The sequence below is a fragment of the Micromonospora chokoriensis genome, assembly GCF_000718555.1.
In the GTDB taxonomy this organism is placed as follows: domain Bacteria; phylum Actinomycetota; class Actinomycetes; order Mycobacteriales; family Micromonosporaceae; genus Micromonospora; species Micromonospora chokoriensis_B.
The window spans coordinates 209,351-226,281 of the sequence record NZ_JOAN01000002.1; the positions used below are offsets into that span (position 1 = coordinate 209,351).

Consider the following 16,931-nt stretch of genomic DNA (forward strand, 5'->3'; position numbering starts at 1 on the left):
CGAATCATCCCGCGCGACGGCCACGGTGGGGACCGACGCTTTCACTGGGTGAAAGCCGAGGGTCGAGGACAGCACCGGCAAGAACGGCCACCACCTCGGGCCGTCGGGCTACTAGTTGCGGTAGGGCTGACGTCCACGCGCCGAGGGCGAGCGCTTCAGCGATCAACCGCACGGCTCTCTCCTCGTCCGCGGATTCGGCGATGTTGAGGAGGGCTACTGCCAGATTGTCCGGCTCGGCAATCCGGCGCGCCAGGCGCTCGGCGCGGTCGTGGTCGCCGCACTCCGCCCGAGCCTGAACCACCCTGGAGATTGCGGTGGCCGACCAGCCAGGGCGCAGGATCGTCGAGGCGAGTTCCTCGGCGCGATCGACGTCGCCCAGCAGAACGAGGGCGTGCACGACATTGGCGAGGGAACCCGCTCGGGTTCCGTGATCGGTGATCATCCGGAGATGTAGTTCTGCCTCGGCAATGAGCCCGCTGGCCCTGGACGCGTCGCCGGCCCGGGCCGCTGACTGTGCCGCCACCGCGAGGCACCAGGTCCGGTCGCCGGGCGCCTCGACCTCGCGAGCCAAATCCGCGGCCCGTTCCGGGGGCCCTACGGCCAAGGCCGCCAGGACCACGTTGTTCATCGCCCGGGGAAGGTTGCTCGATCGGACGTTCTGGGCCCGGCTCAGCGACTCGTCGAGCCACTCTTCCGCGCGATCGGCCTTGCTCATGGCTGCCCAGGCTTGACTCAACACGGCGCAAGAAATCGTTGCCAGGTACGGATCGGTCATCCGGCGCACTGGCGCTTCGGCGATCACGAGGAGGTCGTGCGCCCACGCTGTCCCCATGAGTGATGCACCCGCCGTCGCGAGGTGTGTTGCCTTGTCTGCCGCTGTCTCTCCGTCGGTTAGTCGCTGGACGACCTCTGCCATCTCGAGGAACAGGCAACGGGCCGTGTCGGAATCACCCGTCTCGGCGATTGCTTCGGCGAGACTCGCCCGCTCGTAGATTCGTTCGGACGGGTCGTTCCTCTGGCGGGCAAATTTCTCGACTTCGAGGGCCAACTTCCGGGCGTGGAGGTCATCACCGGCTTCGGCGACAGCGGCAGCGACCTGGGTGAGCGCGCGCGATCGTGCTCTCTGCCCCGGCACGGCCCGGGCAGCATGCTCCGCGGCCTCGACGAGACGCGTGGCCCAGGCGAGATTCCCTTCCCGCGCGGCGGCTGTGGCCGCACCGGCAAGGGCCGACGTCCGGTCGGCGGGGGCACCGATTGCCGAGGCGGTGCGCTCCGCACCGCCGAAGTCGGTCGAACCGGCCACGAAGTACGTCAGACATTCCCGGAAGTGGTCCGTGAGCTGCTGAGCGTCTTCAGACTCCACGATGTGCTCGGCCCATGCCACGTCGCCGAGCTGGACCGCCGCCGCGATGACGCGCTCGAATCCGTGGTGTCGTAGTCGAAGGTCGGTGGTCCCGGTGATCGCGAGCTCCGCCTCCGCGATCAGGCGGCGGCTCTGGTCGCTGTCACCCATAGCGCAGAGTGCAATGGCTATGTCGGCAAGGGCAAGACACCGCAGGTAGTCATCCAGGTTCCGGGCCAGGGACGTCGCTTCGCGAGCCAGGGCTTCGGCGCCTCGGTGGTCTCCGTGCGCGGAGAGGAGCCTCGCGACGGCGATCAGCGTCGACTGGCCGCTCTCCGGATCCGCGCTGTTTCGTGCCAACGCCACGGCCTCCTGGCCCAGCGCGAGGGATCGATCCCGACCTGGAGCCACGGCCGCGATCTCCGCAAGACCGTGGGCGCGCACCGCCGGGTCGGAAATCGCCCGGATGAGGCGCTCTGCACGGTCGAACAGCCCGAGCTCGGCGATGCTGACGGCTATCGGGGGAATGCGGTCGGGCCAAGCCAGCTCTGCCGCGAGCGCGGCCTCCTCGGCGTACTCGACCGCCGTATCCGGTGACTCCGCACGTCGGGCCACTGCCCGGCCGACGCCAGCGAGTGCGTCCGCGCGGAAGTCCGGGTAGTCGATGCTACGGGCCAGGTGACCGGCCCTAGCCGCTTGGCCGATCGTGGCCCAGACCGCCGGGAGCGCCGACGGGATGAAGCGGTTGCGCTGCTGCAACTCGTTACGGCGCACCGACAGCACGGCAAGCGCCCCCAGATCCAGATCCTCCGCCGCCAACAGCAGGTTCTGGACGGTGGTCAGCTCGGTGATCCCGGCCGCGTCCCCGCCCGTCAGGTCCAGCATCAGCTCGTGCCGGGCCGGCTCACTGGCCAACGCCGCCAGCCGGGCGAGATCCCCCGTCATCTCCAGCAACCGCGGATACCCACGCAGCAGGTACTCCGGCGTCTGCGGCGGCCAGTCCCGATAGCCATCGGCCCACGCGTGCAGCCGATCCTGGCACTCCAGAAGCTTCGCCTCCCCCAGGTAACGACAGGCCGCGTTGTGAATTTCCTCGTGCCCGAGCAGGTAGACCTCGTCTGCCCTCCACTCACCGGCACGGCGGGTGAAGGTCCGCCCCGCGACGGAGTGCAGCACGTCCTCGATCTCGGCCAAGTCCCCGCCGGTAAGTTCGCGGAGGTCCACCGCCGACAACCCACCCCGAGCAGCCGTGAGCAGACCGAGCAGATCCCGCTCCACCGGCGTCCCGGCATGTAGCCGCCGTATCTCCGACCGACCGAGCCGTTCGACGTCACGGGCATACGGTGACTGCCCGAGCAGGCGGATGATCCCCGGGTCCCGCAGCGGATGCCAGTCCGGCACATCATCGGGGACCGGCGGGTTGGGGCGTCCCGCCACGATGATGCGCATCCCCTCCGGCGGATTCCCCGGCAGCAGCGCGGCAATGCTGTGCGCGTCCGGCCCGACGGTGGTGCCGCGATCCTCGTCGAGCCCGTCGACCACGAGGATCAGGCGGCTCCCCTCCGACCGGCAGGCTGCTGCGGCTTGGCTCAGCAGGTCGAGCAGGCAGGCTTCCCGGGTGACCTCACCTGCCGCGATCGGCAGATCCTGCCCGGTGAGCTGGCACAACTGCTCCAAGAGCACGGTGGTGAACGCCTCACGGGTGTCCTGTGCGGCGAGCCGGGCGGTGATGAAGAACGACACGATCCGGACCCGACCGGTCAGGATTGCCGGAGGACGCAGCACGAACGTCGACATCAGGGCCGACTTCCCGCTCCAGGCGGGCGCACGCCACCAGACGTACGGACCTCGGTGCTCGTCGAGGCAGAAGGCGGCCACGTCGGCAAGTTCCGAGTCGCGGCCGATCAGCTTCGGTGGCGCGATGCGGCGCACCTGCTCCAGGTAGGCGCTGCGGACGGCGACGCGGGACGCACCCTGCACGATCGTCACCTGACCGGCGGAACCGATGCCGACCCCGCCCGTGTTGCCGTTCCCCGTGCTGTGCAGGGGCCCGCCGGGTGCGGTCAGGGGAGAGACCGGCCCGGCTGCGGAGGGTCCGCCGGGCTCAGGTGGACGTCACCGCCCACCTGACCGATAGCGATTCCGGACGACTGGGCGTCGGCGTGGGCGTCGCCGGTGAAGACCCGTACCCCGTCTCCGGTGGCCCTTCGCTGCGCGAGCGCGGCGGTCACCGCGGCGGCGAACGCGTCGTCCTTGCGGGCCGCCGCGGTGATCGCGAGCTCGATCTGTTGGCGGGTAAGCTCGGACACCGTGCCGCCGCCGGCCTCATCCTCGGCGTCCAGCAGCGCCGGGTGGTCGCCCAGCTTCCCCGTCACCAGCCGATGGATCTCGCCCCGACCGTTGTCGGCTGGGGGCAACGGCCCGCTGCGGCCAACCTTGGCCATCACCCAATCGACCACGTGGCCGGCGATCACGTTCGCCTCGATCACCATGGGCATCATTGTCCCGCCTCGGGTCGTGACGCCGCACCGGTGTCGCCGATCCGTCTCCCCGATGTCTGCTCCTGACCGAAATGGACGTCTCCGCCGACCTGCCCGATCGCGATCCCGTGATTGGTGGCCCGCGCCTGCGCGCCGCCGGTGAAGGTGGCCGGATCTTCGACGGTCCGCTTCCCCGAACGCCGGGAGAGCACCAGCCCGTACACCGTGATCGGCATACCCAGCACCGCGACCAGCGCGGCGACCACGCTTCCCCACTTGTCGGCGTCATCGAGCCGCACCAGCGCGAACCGCACCCCGAGCCCGACGAGCGCGCCTCCGACGACCAGCAGTGACGTCCATGCCAGGACCCGTCTCATGACCACGCAACGTACCAATCCCGCGCACACAGAGTCGGCCCGGTCTCGCCCGGTGCGGCCACGACGTCGCCATGGCCGCTCAGGCGACGGCGGTGGCCATCCGGTGGACCGCCTCGGTGATCAGCTCGGGTGCGGTAGCCAGATTGAGCCGGACGTGGCCGACGCCGCCGGTGCCGAACGTCGAACCCGCATTGAGCGCCACCCGGCCACGGTCAAGGAACACGGTCGCCGGGTCATCGCCGAGGCCCAAGGCGCGGCAGTCGAGCCAGGCGAGATAGGTGGCCTGACCGGGTTGGTAGCGGATGGCCGGCAGGTGCTCGGCGAGCAGCGCGGCGAGGAGCCGACGGTTGTCGTCCAGGCCGGTCAACAGGGCGTCGAGCCACTCGCCGCCGTCGCGGAACGCCGCGGTGTGCGCGATCACGCCGAGGTGGCTGGTGCTGACGCTGACCCCGAACGGGACGCGGGCGAGGTCCCCGGCCGCGGCCGCGCCAGCGACGAGGAGCCCGCCGCGCAGGCCAGCGAGGTTCCACCCCTTGGAGGCAGACATCAGTGACAGGCCGTTCTCCGCGCCGGGCACCGAGAGGTACGGCACGAACCGCGCTCCCCCGAGCACCACCGGAGCGTGGATCTCGTCGGCGACCACCCGCACCCCGTGCCGCTCAGCCAGACCGGCGACGGCGGCCAACTCGGCCGCGGTGTGCACGACGCCGGTCGGGTTGTGCGGGCTGCACAGCAGGTACGCCGCTGCTCGCCCGCCGGCTCGAGCCTGCCGGAACGCATCCTCCAGCGTGCCGAGATCGAGCCGCAGATCCGCACCGAGCGGCGCCTCCACGATCCGACGGCCGGCGTGCGCCACGAACTCGTAGAACGGCGGGTAGACCGGGCAGTTGACGACCACCGCGTCGCCCGGCTCGGTGACCAGCCCCAACGCCTCGACGACGCCGTGCATCACGTCGGGCACCAGCGCGGTGCGCTCCACGGCCAGCCCGTCCCAACCCCACCGCCGCCGGGCGAACTCGGCCAGCGCCTGCGGATACGCCGTCCCGGCGGCGTAACCGGTGTCGCCACGCGCGACGGCATCGGTGATCGCCCGCGCGACCGGCTCGGGCAGCGGCACGTCCATCTCCGCCACCCAGAGCGGCAGCACGTCGGCGGGGTACTCCCGCCACTTGAGGCTCGTCCGTTGCCGGAGCTGGTCGATCGTGAGCTGGCGAAGAGGATTCACCGCGGTTCAAGCACCTTCCAGGCCTCGACCGGGGTGAGCGCAACCGGTGCCGGCCGCTGCACCACAGTCGTCAGCTCGATCCGCCGGCCTTCCGCTGCCGACTGAAGCAGGCTGGTCATCGTCTCGAGTACGTGCAGCGCCACGTCGCCGCTGGCGCGCGGTGGACGCTCACCGTCGGCCCGGACCAGGTCGATCAGACCGATGCCTCGGGATGCCTCGGCGTAACCCGCCCGCGGTTCGAGAGCGCGCCATTCGGTGCCACCGAGCGCGAAGAGGCGGACCACACCGTCGAAGTAGTTCGGATCGGGCACGGCGAGCGTGCCGGTCTCCCCCTGCACCTCGATCGGCGCGGCTGTCGTCGCGACACCGTCGAAGCTCGTGGTGATTGTGGAAAGAGCACCGCTGACATGCTCAAGCACGCCGGTCACGTGGGTGTCCACCCCCACCGGGATCCGCTCGCCGACGCGCGGGCCTGAGCCGATGACGCGCTCGGCGCGCAGACGACTGGCGGCTCCGCTGACCGCGCGAACCGGCCCGAGCAGGTGGATGAGCGCCGAGATGTAGTACGGGCCCATGTCCAGCAACGGGCCGCCACCCGGGGCGTAGTAGAAGTCCGGATGGGGGTGCCAGCGCTCGTGCCCCGCAGTCACCATGACCGCCGACGCGGACAACGGGCGTCCGATGAGCCCGCCGTCGATCGCCGCCCGCGCGGTCTGCGTACCCGTGCCCAGGACGGTGTCCGGCGCGCACCCGACACGGACGCCAGCCGCAGCGGCCCGCTCGATGATCGAACGGCCGTCCGGGAACGTCACGGCGAGCGGCTTCTCGACATACACACTCTTGCCCGCGTCGATCGCGGCGAGCGAAAGGTCGGCGTGCGCTGCGGGGATCGTCAGGTTGAGCACCGTCTGCACATCTGGGTGGGCGAGCAGGCGCTCGACGCTCACCGCCTCGGCACCGGGAATCATGGCCGCGGCCGCAGCCGCCCGGGAGGCGTCGAGGTCGGCCAGTGCGGCGATGCGCACCGCAGGGTGGTTCGCGAGGGTGTCGAGGTATGCGCGGGAGATGACGCCGAGACCTACGATGCCGACGCCGTGCGGGTCGCCCACACCATCCCCCTCTCGATGACGGTACGCACGCTTTCGTGCTCCAGCACGTCGAGGCTGTGGCCCGGGGTCGTCACGACGATGCGCCCTGCGCCCCAGCGCCGAGTCCAGATCGCCGGCGAGGTGACCGGCCGGTGCCACGGGTGCCACGCCTGCGTCGGGTGGGTGGTGACGGCCAGTACGTCGATCAGGTCGTCGTGCAGCACCCAGTACTGCTCGGTGACCAGGTCGAAGTCGTCGATTCCCGCGGTGATCGGATGCTCCCGGCCGAGGTCGGTGACGCGCACCGTATGCGGCAGGAAGTTGTCCTCCGCGCCACCGTGCCGCTCGCACGGCTCCTTACCCGGGTGGGTGGCGAACTGGCCGCCCACCAGATGCAGATATTCGGAGGACGCGCGGAACGAATCCACGATGCCGCCGTGCCAACCGGTGAAGCCTGTGCCGGCGATGACCGCCGCGCTGAGGCCCGCCACCTGGTCCGCGGTGATCTGCGACATCGTCATGCACTGCACGACGAGGTCGGTGTCGGCCATCTCGGCGGCATCGGCGTAGATCTCGGGCGACTCCTCAACTCGAACGGCGTAGCCGCTGCGTTCGAGGAAGGGGATGAACAACTCCGTCGCCTTGACCGGCTGGTGCCCCTCCCAGCCGCCCCGAACCACCAATGCCCTCTGCTGCGCCACCCTCGCTCCCTCCCACGGTCTGTCGCCACCGGGCTGGCCGCTCCCGCCCCGGCGATGTACCGCCGATGCCTGTGCACGCCGAGCACCGACACCGTACCCGTGGTTGCCGACAAAGCCGGCGTACGCCGGCCTCCGGATCTGGCTCTACTCAGGATGGACGACGATCGACACCGAGGCTGGACCGGCGCGGAGGTTCTGGGCCGACGGGTTGAATCGTGAACGCCGCGGCGAGACGCCACGGCGCTCACGAGCCGGCATAGCGGCGATCAGCTGAAGTAGGCCCAGCTGGAGCAGCCCTTGATGGGGTAGCCGTCGATGTAGTAGTTCGTGCAGGCCCGGAATGCCTTGATCTTGCCGCCCGGGTCCTTCGACGCGCTCTTGCCGTGGCCGACCGCCAACGTGCCGGAGCCGCCGTTCGTCAGTTGGTACTCGACCTGGCCGCCGGTCGCATTCGCCTCGTTGCCGGAGTACACCCAGACCCAGGCGGTCCCCTGGCCCGGGTTGTTGTCTGCCTGCGCCTGCGTCTGGTGGTGCGAGATCGAGGACGCGGCGAAGGCGGGCTGCGCCATCGTGACCGTGAGGGCGGCCGCGACCGCCGTGGCAACACTGACCCTCTTGAGCAGGGAGCTCTTGCTCATTCTCTCGACCTTTCCTGGTGGCGCGGTAGCGCCCGTTGTCATGCAATCGATCAAGGCGGCCGACAAACCGATCATGGCGTTCGGCCGTGTCGATCATGACACTCGCATCCACCGTGGATGGTGAATAGGACCAGGCCAGGAAGTGAACGCAGGTTACGACCGGAGTCACGCCTGAACCGCATCGTGCGGCCCCTGATCCCTGAGCACTTCACGCACCTGCATGAGCGCGAATCCGAGCAGGTTGAGGCCTCGCCAGGAGCCGGGGTCGCTGGCAGCCGGATCGTCGCGGTTCAGGCCGATACCCCAGATCCGATCGACTGGGCTGGCCTCCACCAGAACTCGCTGCCTCGTAGCCAGCAGAAATGCCCGCAGCGCGGGATGCTGGTCGAATTTCGCAAGGTTGCCGGCCACCACGATCGCAGAGCGGTGTTCGTTCCAGGTCTGCTGATCGAAGCCTGCGACGCGTCCTCCCAGCGCCTTGGCCGCGTGGGGATGCGGCGCGGCAAGGATCTTTTCGGCCACGGCGCGGTCGCCGAACAGGGTTGCCTTACGCCACATCATGTAGTGCTCTGCGGTGGCGAACCGCAATTCGTCGATGGTGAACGCCGCCGGCCACCACTGGCTCAAGCAGCCTGCGCCGACACCCCCGTCCGGCTCGGGCTGGTGTCCCCAGAAGAACAGGAACCTGACCCGATGACCCTGCGCCTGCGCAGCGGTCAGATCCGCGACGCTCCGAACCGATGCCAGCATGATCGCGAGTGTGCGCTACCAGCGTCCCGCATGATGCCCCGGGGCCACGGACCGATCCAGTTGGTGGAGTCCGGAGTTTACCGGCACCCACCAGTAGCGCCGCAGCGGCATGTCGCGGCCGCATCGATCCACGCCAATCTTGCAGTTTCGGTCGCCGGGATGCGTGGAATGCCCCCTACGTCGGGACAGTAAGTGCAAGATCGGCGCGGTGTTGCGGGGTGACGAGAGACGCGGGCGCCGCACCTCTTGGCCACGCACGGTCATCGCGATTTCTTCGGCGGCGCGCTCTCGCCGTACGCGGTGAAATTCGATCTCGTCTGGGTGCGCTCACGGGCACAATGAACGCCGTGCTCGCCACCACCCGCGATCTGCTGACCTCTCTCGATCCGCTGCCGTACCGCAAGCGGCTGAACCTCCTCGCCGACTGGGCGCACACCGCGGCCGACCGGGCCCAGGTCTGCACCGACCTGCGCGAGCAGGGCCCCTACGAGCGGCACCTCGCCCTGGTCGCCGCGATGGTGGCCCGGGACACCGACGGCATCGCCGCCGCGACCCGCGACCAACAGCCGTCGATCAGGAACGCCGCGCTCACCGCGGCGCTACGCGCCGGCCTTCCGATCGGCGACATCACCGACCGGCCGGCGCTCGAACGACGGCGTATCTATCGGACCCTGCGTCGCCGGTACACACCCGGCATCGCCGACGCGCTGATAGGCGAGGTCCGGGCCGAGTTCGGCGACGACGAGGCCGCAGCGCTGCTGCCAGCCTGCGGTCCTGACACGCTACGGGCGTTGCTGCCCGAACTGGAGCACGCACTCGACCTCGAGCGGCTGGTCCGGTGGCATCCCGGCCCGCTGCTGGAGCGAATCCACGAGCGGCTGGCCGGGGCACCACCTGAGTTGCGGCGGCACATCTGGAACGGCGCCGCCAAGGCGGTGCTGCGGTGCGACCCGGGGCAGGCGCTCAACCTGCTCGAAAAGCACGCGCCGGAGGAGTCGCTGCCCGGCCCGCTCGACGCGTACGGAATGCTCGCGGCACACGACGCGAGTCGCGTCGCCCGCCTGCTCACCAGGCCGGGTCGCGCGGCCTGGCTACAGCGGACCACGCTGCCGCCGGCCCTGCTGCGCCGCCTCGCGGTGCTCCCCACCGACGAGTTGGTGCCGCTCGCCAGCCTGTTGCGTGAGCACAGCGGTGCGCTGGCGGCGCTGCTCGACGCCGTCGCGCCGAGCCGGCGCGGGGAGTTGTACGACCGGGCCATGGCCGAGGTCGACGCGGCAGTGCTGATTCCGCCGGCCGAGATCATGGAAGTGTTGCCGGCCGCGGTTCGGATCCGCGAGGCAACGCGGGTGCTGGGCCTGGCGAAGACCCGCGAGCGTGAGGCCGAGGTGCTTACCTGGAGTGCGTACCTGGCATGGCCGGACGCGTCAGCGGCACCGGTTGTCGCGCTGCGCTCGGGGAACGCCGACGAGCGGGCGCACGGCTACGTGCTGTTGGTGGAGGCCGCTCGCCGCTCCCGTGATCCGCAGGCGGTGGCCGCGGTGATCGGCCGGCTCAGTCGGCTGCGCAACGAGCAGGATCCGGTACGCGCGGCCGCACTCACCGCGCTGGCGAAGGTGACACCACTGCTCACGGCGGGCACGGCGGCCGGGCTCACTCAGTTGACCACTGACGCGGTCGACGCGCGCGACGGCTCCGCCGCCACCACGAACGCGCTGAGCCGGCTCGCCGCCGACGTCCTGCAGCACCACATCGCCGTACCGCCGCTTCGTGAGTGGGCGCTGCTCACGATCGACCTGACGAGCACCGGCGCGAGCACGCCGGTGCTGCGCCGCTTCGACACGGTGCTGCGCCGCGGGCAGGAGACCATGGTCTTCGAGCAGTTACGCGGCTGGGTCGAAGCCGGCATCTCCCGCGGCCGATACGGTCCACTCTTCGCGCTCACCCACGCGCTCGGCAAGCGGGCCTGGCAGCTGCCCCAGCTGCAGGATCTGCTGCATCGGGCAGCCGGCCCGCACACACTGCCCTCGGTGGCCCGGACGGCGATTGGGTTGTGGCTCGACAACCCGCGTACGCGCTCGGACCGCGTCGCCGAAGTACTCGAGACCGACTCCACCGCGATCACGATCCATCAGGTGTGGGCAACGATCTGTACATCTCGCACCGATCTGCTCGACCGGGCGCTGGAGCACCGCCCGCGCGGCCGGTTCGTGGAGGCAGGGACGCGATGGGTGCCCACCTGGGCGCCACACGCCGAACGCTGGTTGCCCCGCCAGCAGGCCCGTTTCGTGGAGCTGCAGAACCTGTTGATCGCCGACCCGGGGCAGGGGGTGTGGCAGCGTGCGGCGGCGATCCGGGCCGCCGCCAGCCTCGGCGGCCCGGGCCGCCAACTGGTGCTGCGCCACCTTGACGCCCCCGAGGTGGCGATCGCCGAGGCGGCGCTGGGCGCGCTGGTCTGGACCGACCGGCCGGACGAGGCACTGCCGATCCTGCTCCGCTATGCCGACGGGGACCGGGCGCGGGTCGCGCTGTACGCGGCCGGCCGGGCCGCCCGGCACGTCCCGCCGTCCCAGCTGGCCGACAATCTCGCCGAGGTGGTGACCGGACCCACGAAGATCACAAGTCAGAAGGAAGCAGCTCGGCTGCTGGCCCGCCACGGACCGCCGCGGGTGATGGCGACGCTCCTGCACGAGTACGCGAACCCGGACGCGCACCGGGACGTCCGCGCGGCGATCGTCTCCGCCGCTCGGCAGCGCCTGCAGACCGAGGCAAGCTGGACCATCCTGCGGGCCGCGGTCGACGGCAGCCGGGAGGAGCGGCGCGCGGTCTTGAACGCGTACCCGTTCACGATTCCGGAACGGAACCGCCCGCGCTACGGCGCGATCATCGTCGAGGCGTGCCGCGCCACCGACCGGGAGACCCGGCGTACCGCGTTCGGCCAGCTCGGGCAGTGGTCGCCGTGGCTGTCCGGAGTCACCGAGCTGGTGGTGGACCGGCTCACCGACTGCGCCGAGACGATCGTCTCCATCGGGGTCGCCAACCTGCTGAAGGCCGGCGGCGACGCCGTCCTCGGTACCGCGCTGGCCCGGCTGGTGGATCGCGATGCGGACGATGCTCATCCGGGCGATCCCGCCGCGGACCGCCCGGCCCGACGCCGCGTCGAAATCCTCGTGCGCGGCGCGGGCGTCTGGTCCGACAGCCGATCGGCAAGTGCCGACCGGAGCGCCCTCGTCGATGCCGCCCGGTGGCTCGCCGGTCATCCCGCCTTCGCCGGCATGGCCATGGAGCTGCTGATCAACCTCGGCCGGCTGGACAACCTGGATGAGATCACCGCGCTGTGTGCGAGCCGTCCCGTCCTCGCGATCCGCGCTGCCGAACGCGTCGGCACCCGCCTGCGCGGCCTGCGCGCGTGGCCCGAACCGGAGTTCCTCACGAGGACCATCACCCGACTGGCCGGACGCGGCGACCTCGCCGGCGGGCTGATCGCGGTGGCGCTGGTGCGGCACGGAGCCGGCTACGGCTGGAAAGCGCCCTGGCGGGACCTGCTGATCGGACTACGCCAGCACCCGGACGCCGACGTACGCGAGCAGGCGTACGCCATCGACATGAGCTGACAAAGCACCCACCAACGGGTCAGCCGCTTCGGCGGTTACCGTACTGGCGCGGGCTCTGGACCGAGCCTCGGCCGCCGAGCTGCTGACCCTTTCCGAACGGTTGAGGCGAGGCGACCTTGCCCTTCGCGCGTCGGGCGGCCCGATTCGCGGGAGGGGCAGGCTGGTCAGTCTCGGCCTCGGCCGTGGTGGAGGTGTCGGCATCCACCGCGTTGGCATCCTGAACGGGCTCAGGCTCCGGCATCGATATCTCCTTGAATTCGTGGGGTCCTGCGGATCATCGACGGCCGACGGACGCGGACTGATCGACGTCGGAGTGTGCGCCTTGACGGTAGCGCAACGCCGGGACCAGCTGAGTTCCCCCCGGCCAGATCGTCGCAGACGGCGGCAGCGGACCGTCAGCTGTTGAACGACTGCGCGCCCAGCTCCCAGCGGCGCAGGTCGACCGGAGACTGCTTGGCCTGCATCGCCGCGATGTCATGGGGACGTACTCGTCAAGTGCCGGGGTGTCACGCCGGTGTCAAACCGACGCGACCCCTTGCGCTCCGCTTCCCTGCCACACCAATCCGGTACGACCCTACGCCGGTCGGCCCGGCTTCTGCGCCACGACGAGTTCCCAGCCTCCGGGCAGGATCTGGATGTCGGTGAATCCGATCTCCGCCAGCAGGGCGGTGTAGAAGTCGACCTCGCGCAGCCGGCTGACGGAGCTGTCGACGCCGATGAGGAAGTAGGACCAGAAGAACTGCACGGCGAGGCGGTCCAGAGTACGGAACTCCTCACAGATCAGCAGCAGCCCGCCCGGCGGCAGGGCGTCGTACGCCTTCTCGACGAGTCGGCGGGCGTCCGGTGTGGGCCAGTCGTGCAACACCCGGACGAACGCGAGCGCGTCGTACCCGGTCGGTAGTGGCTCGGCGAAGAAGTCGCCACCGACGAACCCGAGTCGGTCCGGGTGGGCGGACTGCTTGCGGGTCTCCTCGACCAGCGGGGCGACGGCCGGCAGGTTGTAGACGTCGGCCCGCAGATCCGGAGCGTCGCCGAGGACGTGCGCCGCGAGCGTGCCGGCCCCGCCGCCGACGTCGAGGAAACGGCGTCGCCCCGGCCACAGACGGTCCGCGTGCTGGGCGAAGGTCTCGATGACCGGTCCGAGGCCGACGGACATGCTCCGCTCGAACGACTCCATCTGCTCGTCGGTCTTCGGCGGCCAGCAGAAGTCGTCGTCGGCCATGCTCACCTCGCCGCGCAGACTCTCCGCCAACCGGCCGTGCAACCGCTGCCACGGGTACGTGTCGCGGTCGCGCTCGATCGCGGCCGGCCCGACGGCGGCCGCCGCTGCGGCACACAGCCCGGGAACGGCGCGGTACGTCGTCTGGTTGATGTCGTCGCTTGGTTCGTCGCGGTCGAGGAACCCGAGACTCTCAAGACAATCCAGAAACTTGTAGAGCCGCAGCGGTTGCATCTCGAAGCGGTCGGCGAGTTCGCGAAGGCTCACCGGCCCGGGTTCCAGCGCGTCGAGCAACCCGACGCTGAGTGCTGTCGTCACCACGTCGACGGCTTTGGAGCCGTTGAAGAGCAGGCTCATGAGCGCACGCGGTGAGAACGCTGTGGTGGTCGTCATCGTCTGCCCCCTCGTGACACGGTCTCGAGTGCGTCCATGAACTCGTCGATCTCGTCCAGCGTGTTGTAGATGTGGGGGCCGATCCGCAGGTAGTTACGCCAACTGCAGATCATGTTGCGCTCGGCCAGCCGGTGCTTGACCGCCTCGCCGTCGGGAATGTCCAGGCACACCACGCCGCCGCGCCGGTGCGGCGGCACCGGGCTGACCACCGGGATGCCGGCCGTCTCGGCCCGCCGGACGATCCGGTCCGTGCAGACCAGTGAGTACGCGCGGATCGCCTCGATGCCGATGCCGCTGAGCAGGTCCAGGCCGACCTGGGAGATGAGCGACGTGAGCGGGAACGGTGTCCCGCCGGTGAACCGTCGCGCGTCGGCGGCCCAGCCCGTCGACGGCTGGAACGTCAACGCCCGGTCGCCCGCCTGCCAACCGGTTGCCGCGGGTTCCAGGCCGGGCAACAGATCAGGGCGAACGTAGAGGAAGGCGTTGCCGACGCCGCACATCCACTTGTGCGCGCCGCCGAGCACGAAGTCGACGTTGAGCGTGGTGACGTCGAGCGGCATGATGCCGACGCTCTGGAACGCGTCGACGATGACCATGGCCCCGACGCTGTGTGCGTGTTTCACCAGGCGGTTCAGGTCGATGGTGGCCCCGGACGAGTAGCTGGCATGTGGCACACACACGAGCAGCGTCCGCTCGTCGATGCGCCGCAGCAGTTCATCCTCGTCGACCTGTGGCCCGCCGGTGCCGACCACGTCGAGCTCGGCACCGTAGCGTCGGAACGCGTTCCAGATGAACGGGATGGTCGGGAACTCAAGGTCGGTCGTGACCACCCGGTTGCGGGGTGCCCGGTAGTCGAAACATGAGGCGACCCGCGCGAGCAGGGTGCTCAGGTTGGCGTCAATGGCCACACTGCCCGGCTGGGCCTTGATGAAGTCCGCCAATCCGTCGGTGTATTTCTGGAGGCCGTCGTGCCAGCTCTCCCAGACACCGTCACGCCAGGTACGCAGCGTGTCCCAATAATGGGCCAGGACCTGTTCGGCCCCCTTCGGCACCGCACCGGTCGAGTTGTTGTTGAGGTAGACGCAGGTGTTCAACAACGGAAACTGCTCACGAATTGCCGCTTGTGCGTCGCTGAAAGGCTCAGAGAGAGCGCTCATGTCGGGAGCCTCGCGTTGTCTGCCGTGGTGAAGACCGGGATAGATCGGGCTGCCGCCAGGTATGGGGTGCCCTCGGTGTATCCAGTGCCGGTACGGGTGCCAAGCATTCGGGTGGCAATTCGGTAATGGGTTTGGCGCCACTGGGTAAGTGCGTAGGCGAACTCGCCGATCCGTTTGTCGAGCAGGGCCCGGCCCGGTTCGCGCAGGCGGCCGAGTCGATTCGCGGTGTGGTAGGCGTGCTCGACCGACACCTGGCCGGCAAGCACACGGTCGCGGACCTCGGGCACCGACAGGTAGGCCGCGGAGGACAGGCGCGGCTCGTCGGGCGAACGGCACAGTGACTCGACGAGTTTGTAGGACCGGGACTGGATGGCGCTGGCGCCCTCGGTGTAGACGCGAAACGTGCGGAACGACTCCGGCTGCATGGTGGCCAGCAGCGAGAAGAGTGGCGCGGCGGCGGTGAGCAACTCCCGGCCGTACGCGAGTCGATCGGCCGCCACTGCGGCATGCCCGTCGGTCAAGGCGTCGACCGTCGCCCGCACCTCGGCGGCGAGCATGGTGAAGGTGGTTTCGTATGCCTGAAGCACCCGGATGAACAGGTACTCGTCGTGCACCAGGTAGACCGGCAACATGCCGATCAGCAGGTTACGCCGCTCTGCGGGGCTCTGGTCGGCGACCACCATGGCGTGCAATGCGGCCACCGCGGCCGCAGGTTCGGTCGGATCGAGCACAGCCGGTCGGCCCTGCCGGGCCAGCGCCGCCGACATCGCCCGAAGCCCGAGCCGATAGCGTTTGGCTACCCGGGCCGGCTCCGGACGTTGCAGCGGGAGCAGTTGGGTGGCGCCGGATTCGGCCGCCAACTCGAACGCGAGGGCATCGGCGATGAGGTGCACGAACAGGCGGTCGTGTAGTCGCCGCAGGTCCACCCGGTCGTCGTCGGTGGGCTCGTCGTGCAGTCGAAGCAGGCTCAACCCCAGGTAGCTCTGGTAGTCGAATCGACCGTCGCGCTTGTCGAGCACGACGTGGAGAAAGTCCCGCAGGAGCCGGGTCTCCTCGGCCTGCGGCGTGACCGCTCGAACCTGGTCGAGGAGGACGAGGAGATCGTCGGCGATGAAGTGCTTACCCGTCCGGTGGAGTTCAGCCACGACCGTCTCGTAGGGGAAGGCGTCGGGGTCGGCGCCAACCGACAGCCAACTCAGCAGCTCACGCAAGGCAGCTCTCGCCCACCGGGCGGCCCATGGCAAGGCTCGCGCGCACCTGCCAGAGCTCGGGGAAGAAGCGGTAGTCGATCAGCTTGGCGAGCATGCCCGATGGGCTGCCCGCGGTGCCGATGACGCCGTGGCTGCCAACTCGGATGGCGAGCTTGTAGTGCCGCACCCGCCATGACGAGACCCGATCGTCGAACTCCACCATGGCCTCGGCAAGGCGGTAGGCAGGCTCGGACGGCTCTCCGGAGTAGAGCGTCACCAGGTCGACCCCTCGGTCGGCAAGGAAGGTGGCGAACGCGTCGCTGAGCTTGCGGCCCGCGGTTTGCGTGCGCCGCCAGCCCGGCGACTCGGCACCCGATCCGTTGCCGAGAGCTGGCTGCATCGCCTGGAAATCCGCCGGACGCAGGTGGGCCAACATGTCCAGTTGGTCGGTGATGAGCCGTACGGCGAGTGTTGCCCTAGCGAGCAGGAGTTCGGCCGGCGACGGCTCACCTGCGTTTATCCGGGCTACCGCCTCAGTCAGTTCGGCCGCGGCCAATTTGAGCCACAGTTCAGCGGATTGGTGCGCCACCTGGAAAAGCAGTTCGTCACGGTGAATGACCTCTTCAGGCCGCCTTTGCAGGTCGAGCAGCACATCTGTACGCATGTAGCGCGCATAGTCGGTGTCACCCTCGCCAACCAGTTCGGGTCCATCGTTCCTTCGTTTCACGAGCGCACCCCTCCCGATCGCCCGGGACAGTTC

The 16,931-nt window shown here is 69.7% G+C and carries 14 protein-coding genes; 1 reads left to right on the forward strand and 13 read right to left on the reverse strand.

Annotation, left to right across the window (positions count from 1 at the left end; translation table 11 throughout):
- Nucleotides 1–4: 4 nt before the first annotated feature.
- The 8 genes from IF46_RS0104445 to IF46_RS0104485 all read right to left on the reverse strand — a co-directional run bounded on the left by IF46_RS0104445 (nucleotide 5) and on the right by IF46_RS0104485 (nucleotide 8,601).
- Nucleotides 5–3,274: a hypothetical protein gene (locus IF46_RS0104445; RefSeq protein ID WP_157562570.1), complete on the reverse strand. Its 3,270-nt coding sequence runs from the start codon at nucleotides 3,272–3,274 to the stop codon at nucleotides 5–7.
- A 131-nt stretch (nucleotides 3,275–3,405) separates the two neighbouring features.
- Nucleotides 3,406–3,834: a hypothetical protein gene (locus IF46_RS0104450; protein ID WP_030486978.1), complete on the reverse strand. Its 429-nt coding sequence runs from the start codon at nucleotides 3,832–3,834 to the stop codon at nucleotides 3,406–3,408.
- 5 nt (nucleotides 3,835–3,839) lie between these two features.
- A complete protein-coding gene (locus IF46_RS0104455) occupies nucleotides 3,840–4,199 on the reverse strand; it encodes a hypothetical protein (RefSeq protein WP_030486979.1) in 360 nt (119 codons plus the stop codon).
- A gap of 79 nt (nucleotides 4,200–4,278) precedes the next feature.
- Complete coding sequence (locus IF46_RS0104460; RefSeq protein ID WP_030486980.1) at nucleotides 4,279–5,424, reverse strand: MalY/PatB family protein; 1,146 nt, start codon at nucleotides 5,422–5,424, stop codon at nucleotides 4,279–4,281.
- Entirely contained in the window at nucleotides 5,421–6,533 is a 1,113-nt protein-coding gene (locus IF46_RS0104465) for a Gfo/Idh/MocA family protein (protein ID WP_030486981.1), read from the reverse strand. Before IF46_RS0104465 ends, IF46_RS0104460 begins: the two co-directional genes overlap by 4 nt.
- The gene (locus IF46_RS0104470; RefSeq protein ID WP_030486982.1) at nucleotides 6,503–7,213 is read right to left on the reverse strand and encodes a ThuA domain-containing protein; all 711 of its coding nucleotides are present in this window, start codon (nucleotides 7,211–7,213) and stop codon (nucleotides 6,503–6,505) included. Before IF46_RS0104470 ends, IF46_RS0104465 begins: the two co-directional genes overlap by 31 nt.
- A 266-nt stretch (nucleotides 7,214–7,479) precedes the next feature.
- The gene (locus IF46_RS0104475; protein WP_030486983.1) at nucleotides 7,480–7,851 is read right to left on the reverse strand and encodes a hypothetical protein; all 372 of its coding nucleotides are present in this window, start codon (nucleotides 7,849–7,851) and stop codon (nucleotides 7,480–7,482) included.
- Nucleotides 7,852–8,016: 165 nt separating this feature from the next.
- Entirely contained in the window at nucleotides 8,017–8,601 is a 585-nt protein-coding gene (locus IF46_RS0104485; RefSeq protein ID WP_030486984.1) for an NADAR family protein, read from the reverse strand.
- Nucleotides 8,602–8,939: 338 nt separating this feature from the next.
- On the opposite strand from IF46_RS0104485, the gene IF46_RS0104490 reads away from it, so the two are divergent.
- Entirely contained in the window at nucleotides 8,940–12,212 is a 3,273-nt protein-coding gene (locus IF46_RS0104490) for a hypothetical protein (protein WP_030486985.1), read from the forward strand.
- A 19-nt stretch (nucleotides 12,213–12,231) separates the two neighbouring features.
- On the opposite strand, the gene IF46_RS0104495 is transcribed toward IF46_RS0104490, so the two are convergent.
- The 5 genes from IF46_RS0104495 to IF46_RS0104515 all read right to left on the reverse strand — a co-directional run bounded on the left by IF46_RS0104495 (nucleotide 12,232) and on the right by IF46_RS0104515 (nucleotide 16,898).
- Nucleotides 12,232–12,453, reverse strand: a complete 222-nt coding sequence (locus IF46_RS0104495; protein WP_157562572.1) for a hypothetical protein — start codon at nucleotides 12,451–12,453, stop codon at nucleotides 12,232–12,234.
- Nucleotides 12,454–12,786: 333 nt separating this feature from the next.
- A complete protein-coding gene (locus IF46_RS0104500; RefSeq protein ID WP_030486987.1) occupies nucleotides 12,787–13,824 on the reverse strand; it encodes a methyltransferase in 1,038 nt (345 codons plus the stop codon).
- The gene (locus IF46_RS0104505) at nucleotides 13,821–14,981 is read right to left on the reverse strand and encodes an aminotransferase class V-fold PLP-dependent enzyme (protein ID WP_030486988.1); all 1,161 of its coding nucleotides are present in this window, start codon (nucleotides 14,979–14,981) and stop codon (nucleotides 13,821–13,823) included. Before IF46_RS0104505 ends, IF46_RS0104500 begins: the two co-directional genes overlap by 4 nt.
- A complete protein-coding gene (locus tag IF46_RS0104510; protein ID WP_030486989.1) occupies nucleotides 14,978–16,192 on the reverse strand; it encodes a tryptophan 2,3-dioxygenase family protein in 1,215 nt (404 codons plus the stop codon). The genes IF46_RS0104505 and IF46_RS0104510 overlap by 4 nt, the downstream gene beginning before the upstream one ends.
- Nucleotides 16,185–16,898 carry a tryptophan 2,3-dioxygenase family protein gene (locus IF46_RS0104515; RefSeq protein WP_030486990.1) on the reverse strand — a complete coding sequence of 238 codons (714 nt, stop codon included), beginning with the start codon at nucleotides 16,896–16,898 and terminating at the stop codon, nucleotides 16,185–16,187. Before IF46_RS0104515 ends, IF46_RS0104510 begins: the two co-directional genes overlap by 8 nt.
- Nucleotides 16,899–16,931: the final 33 nt, after the last annotated feature.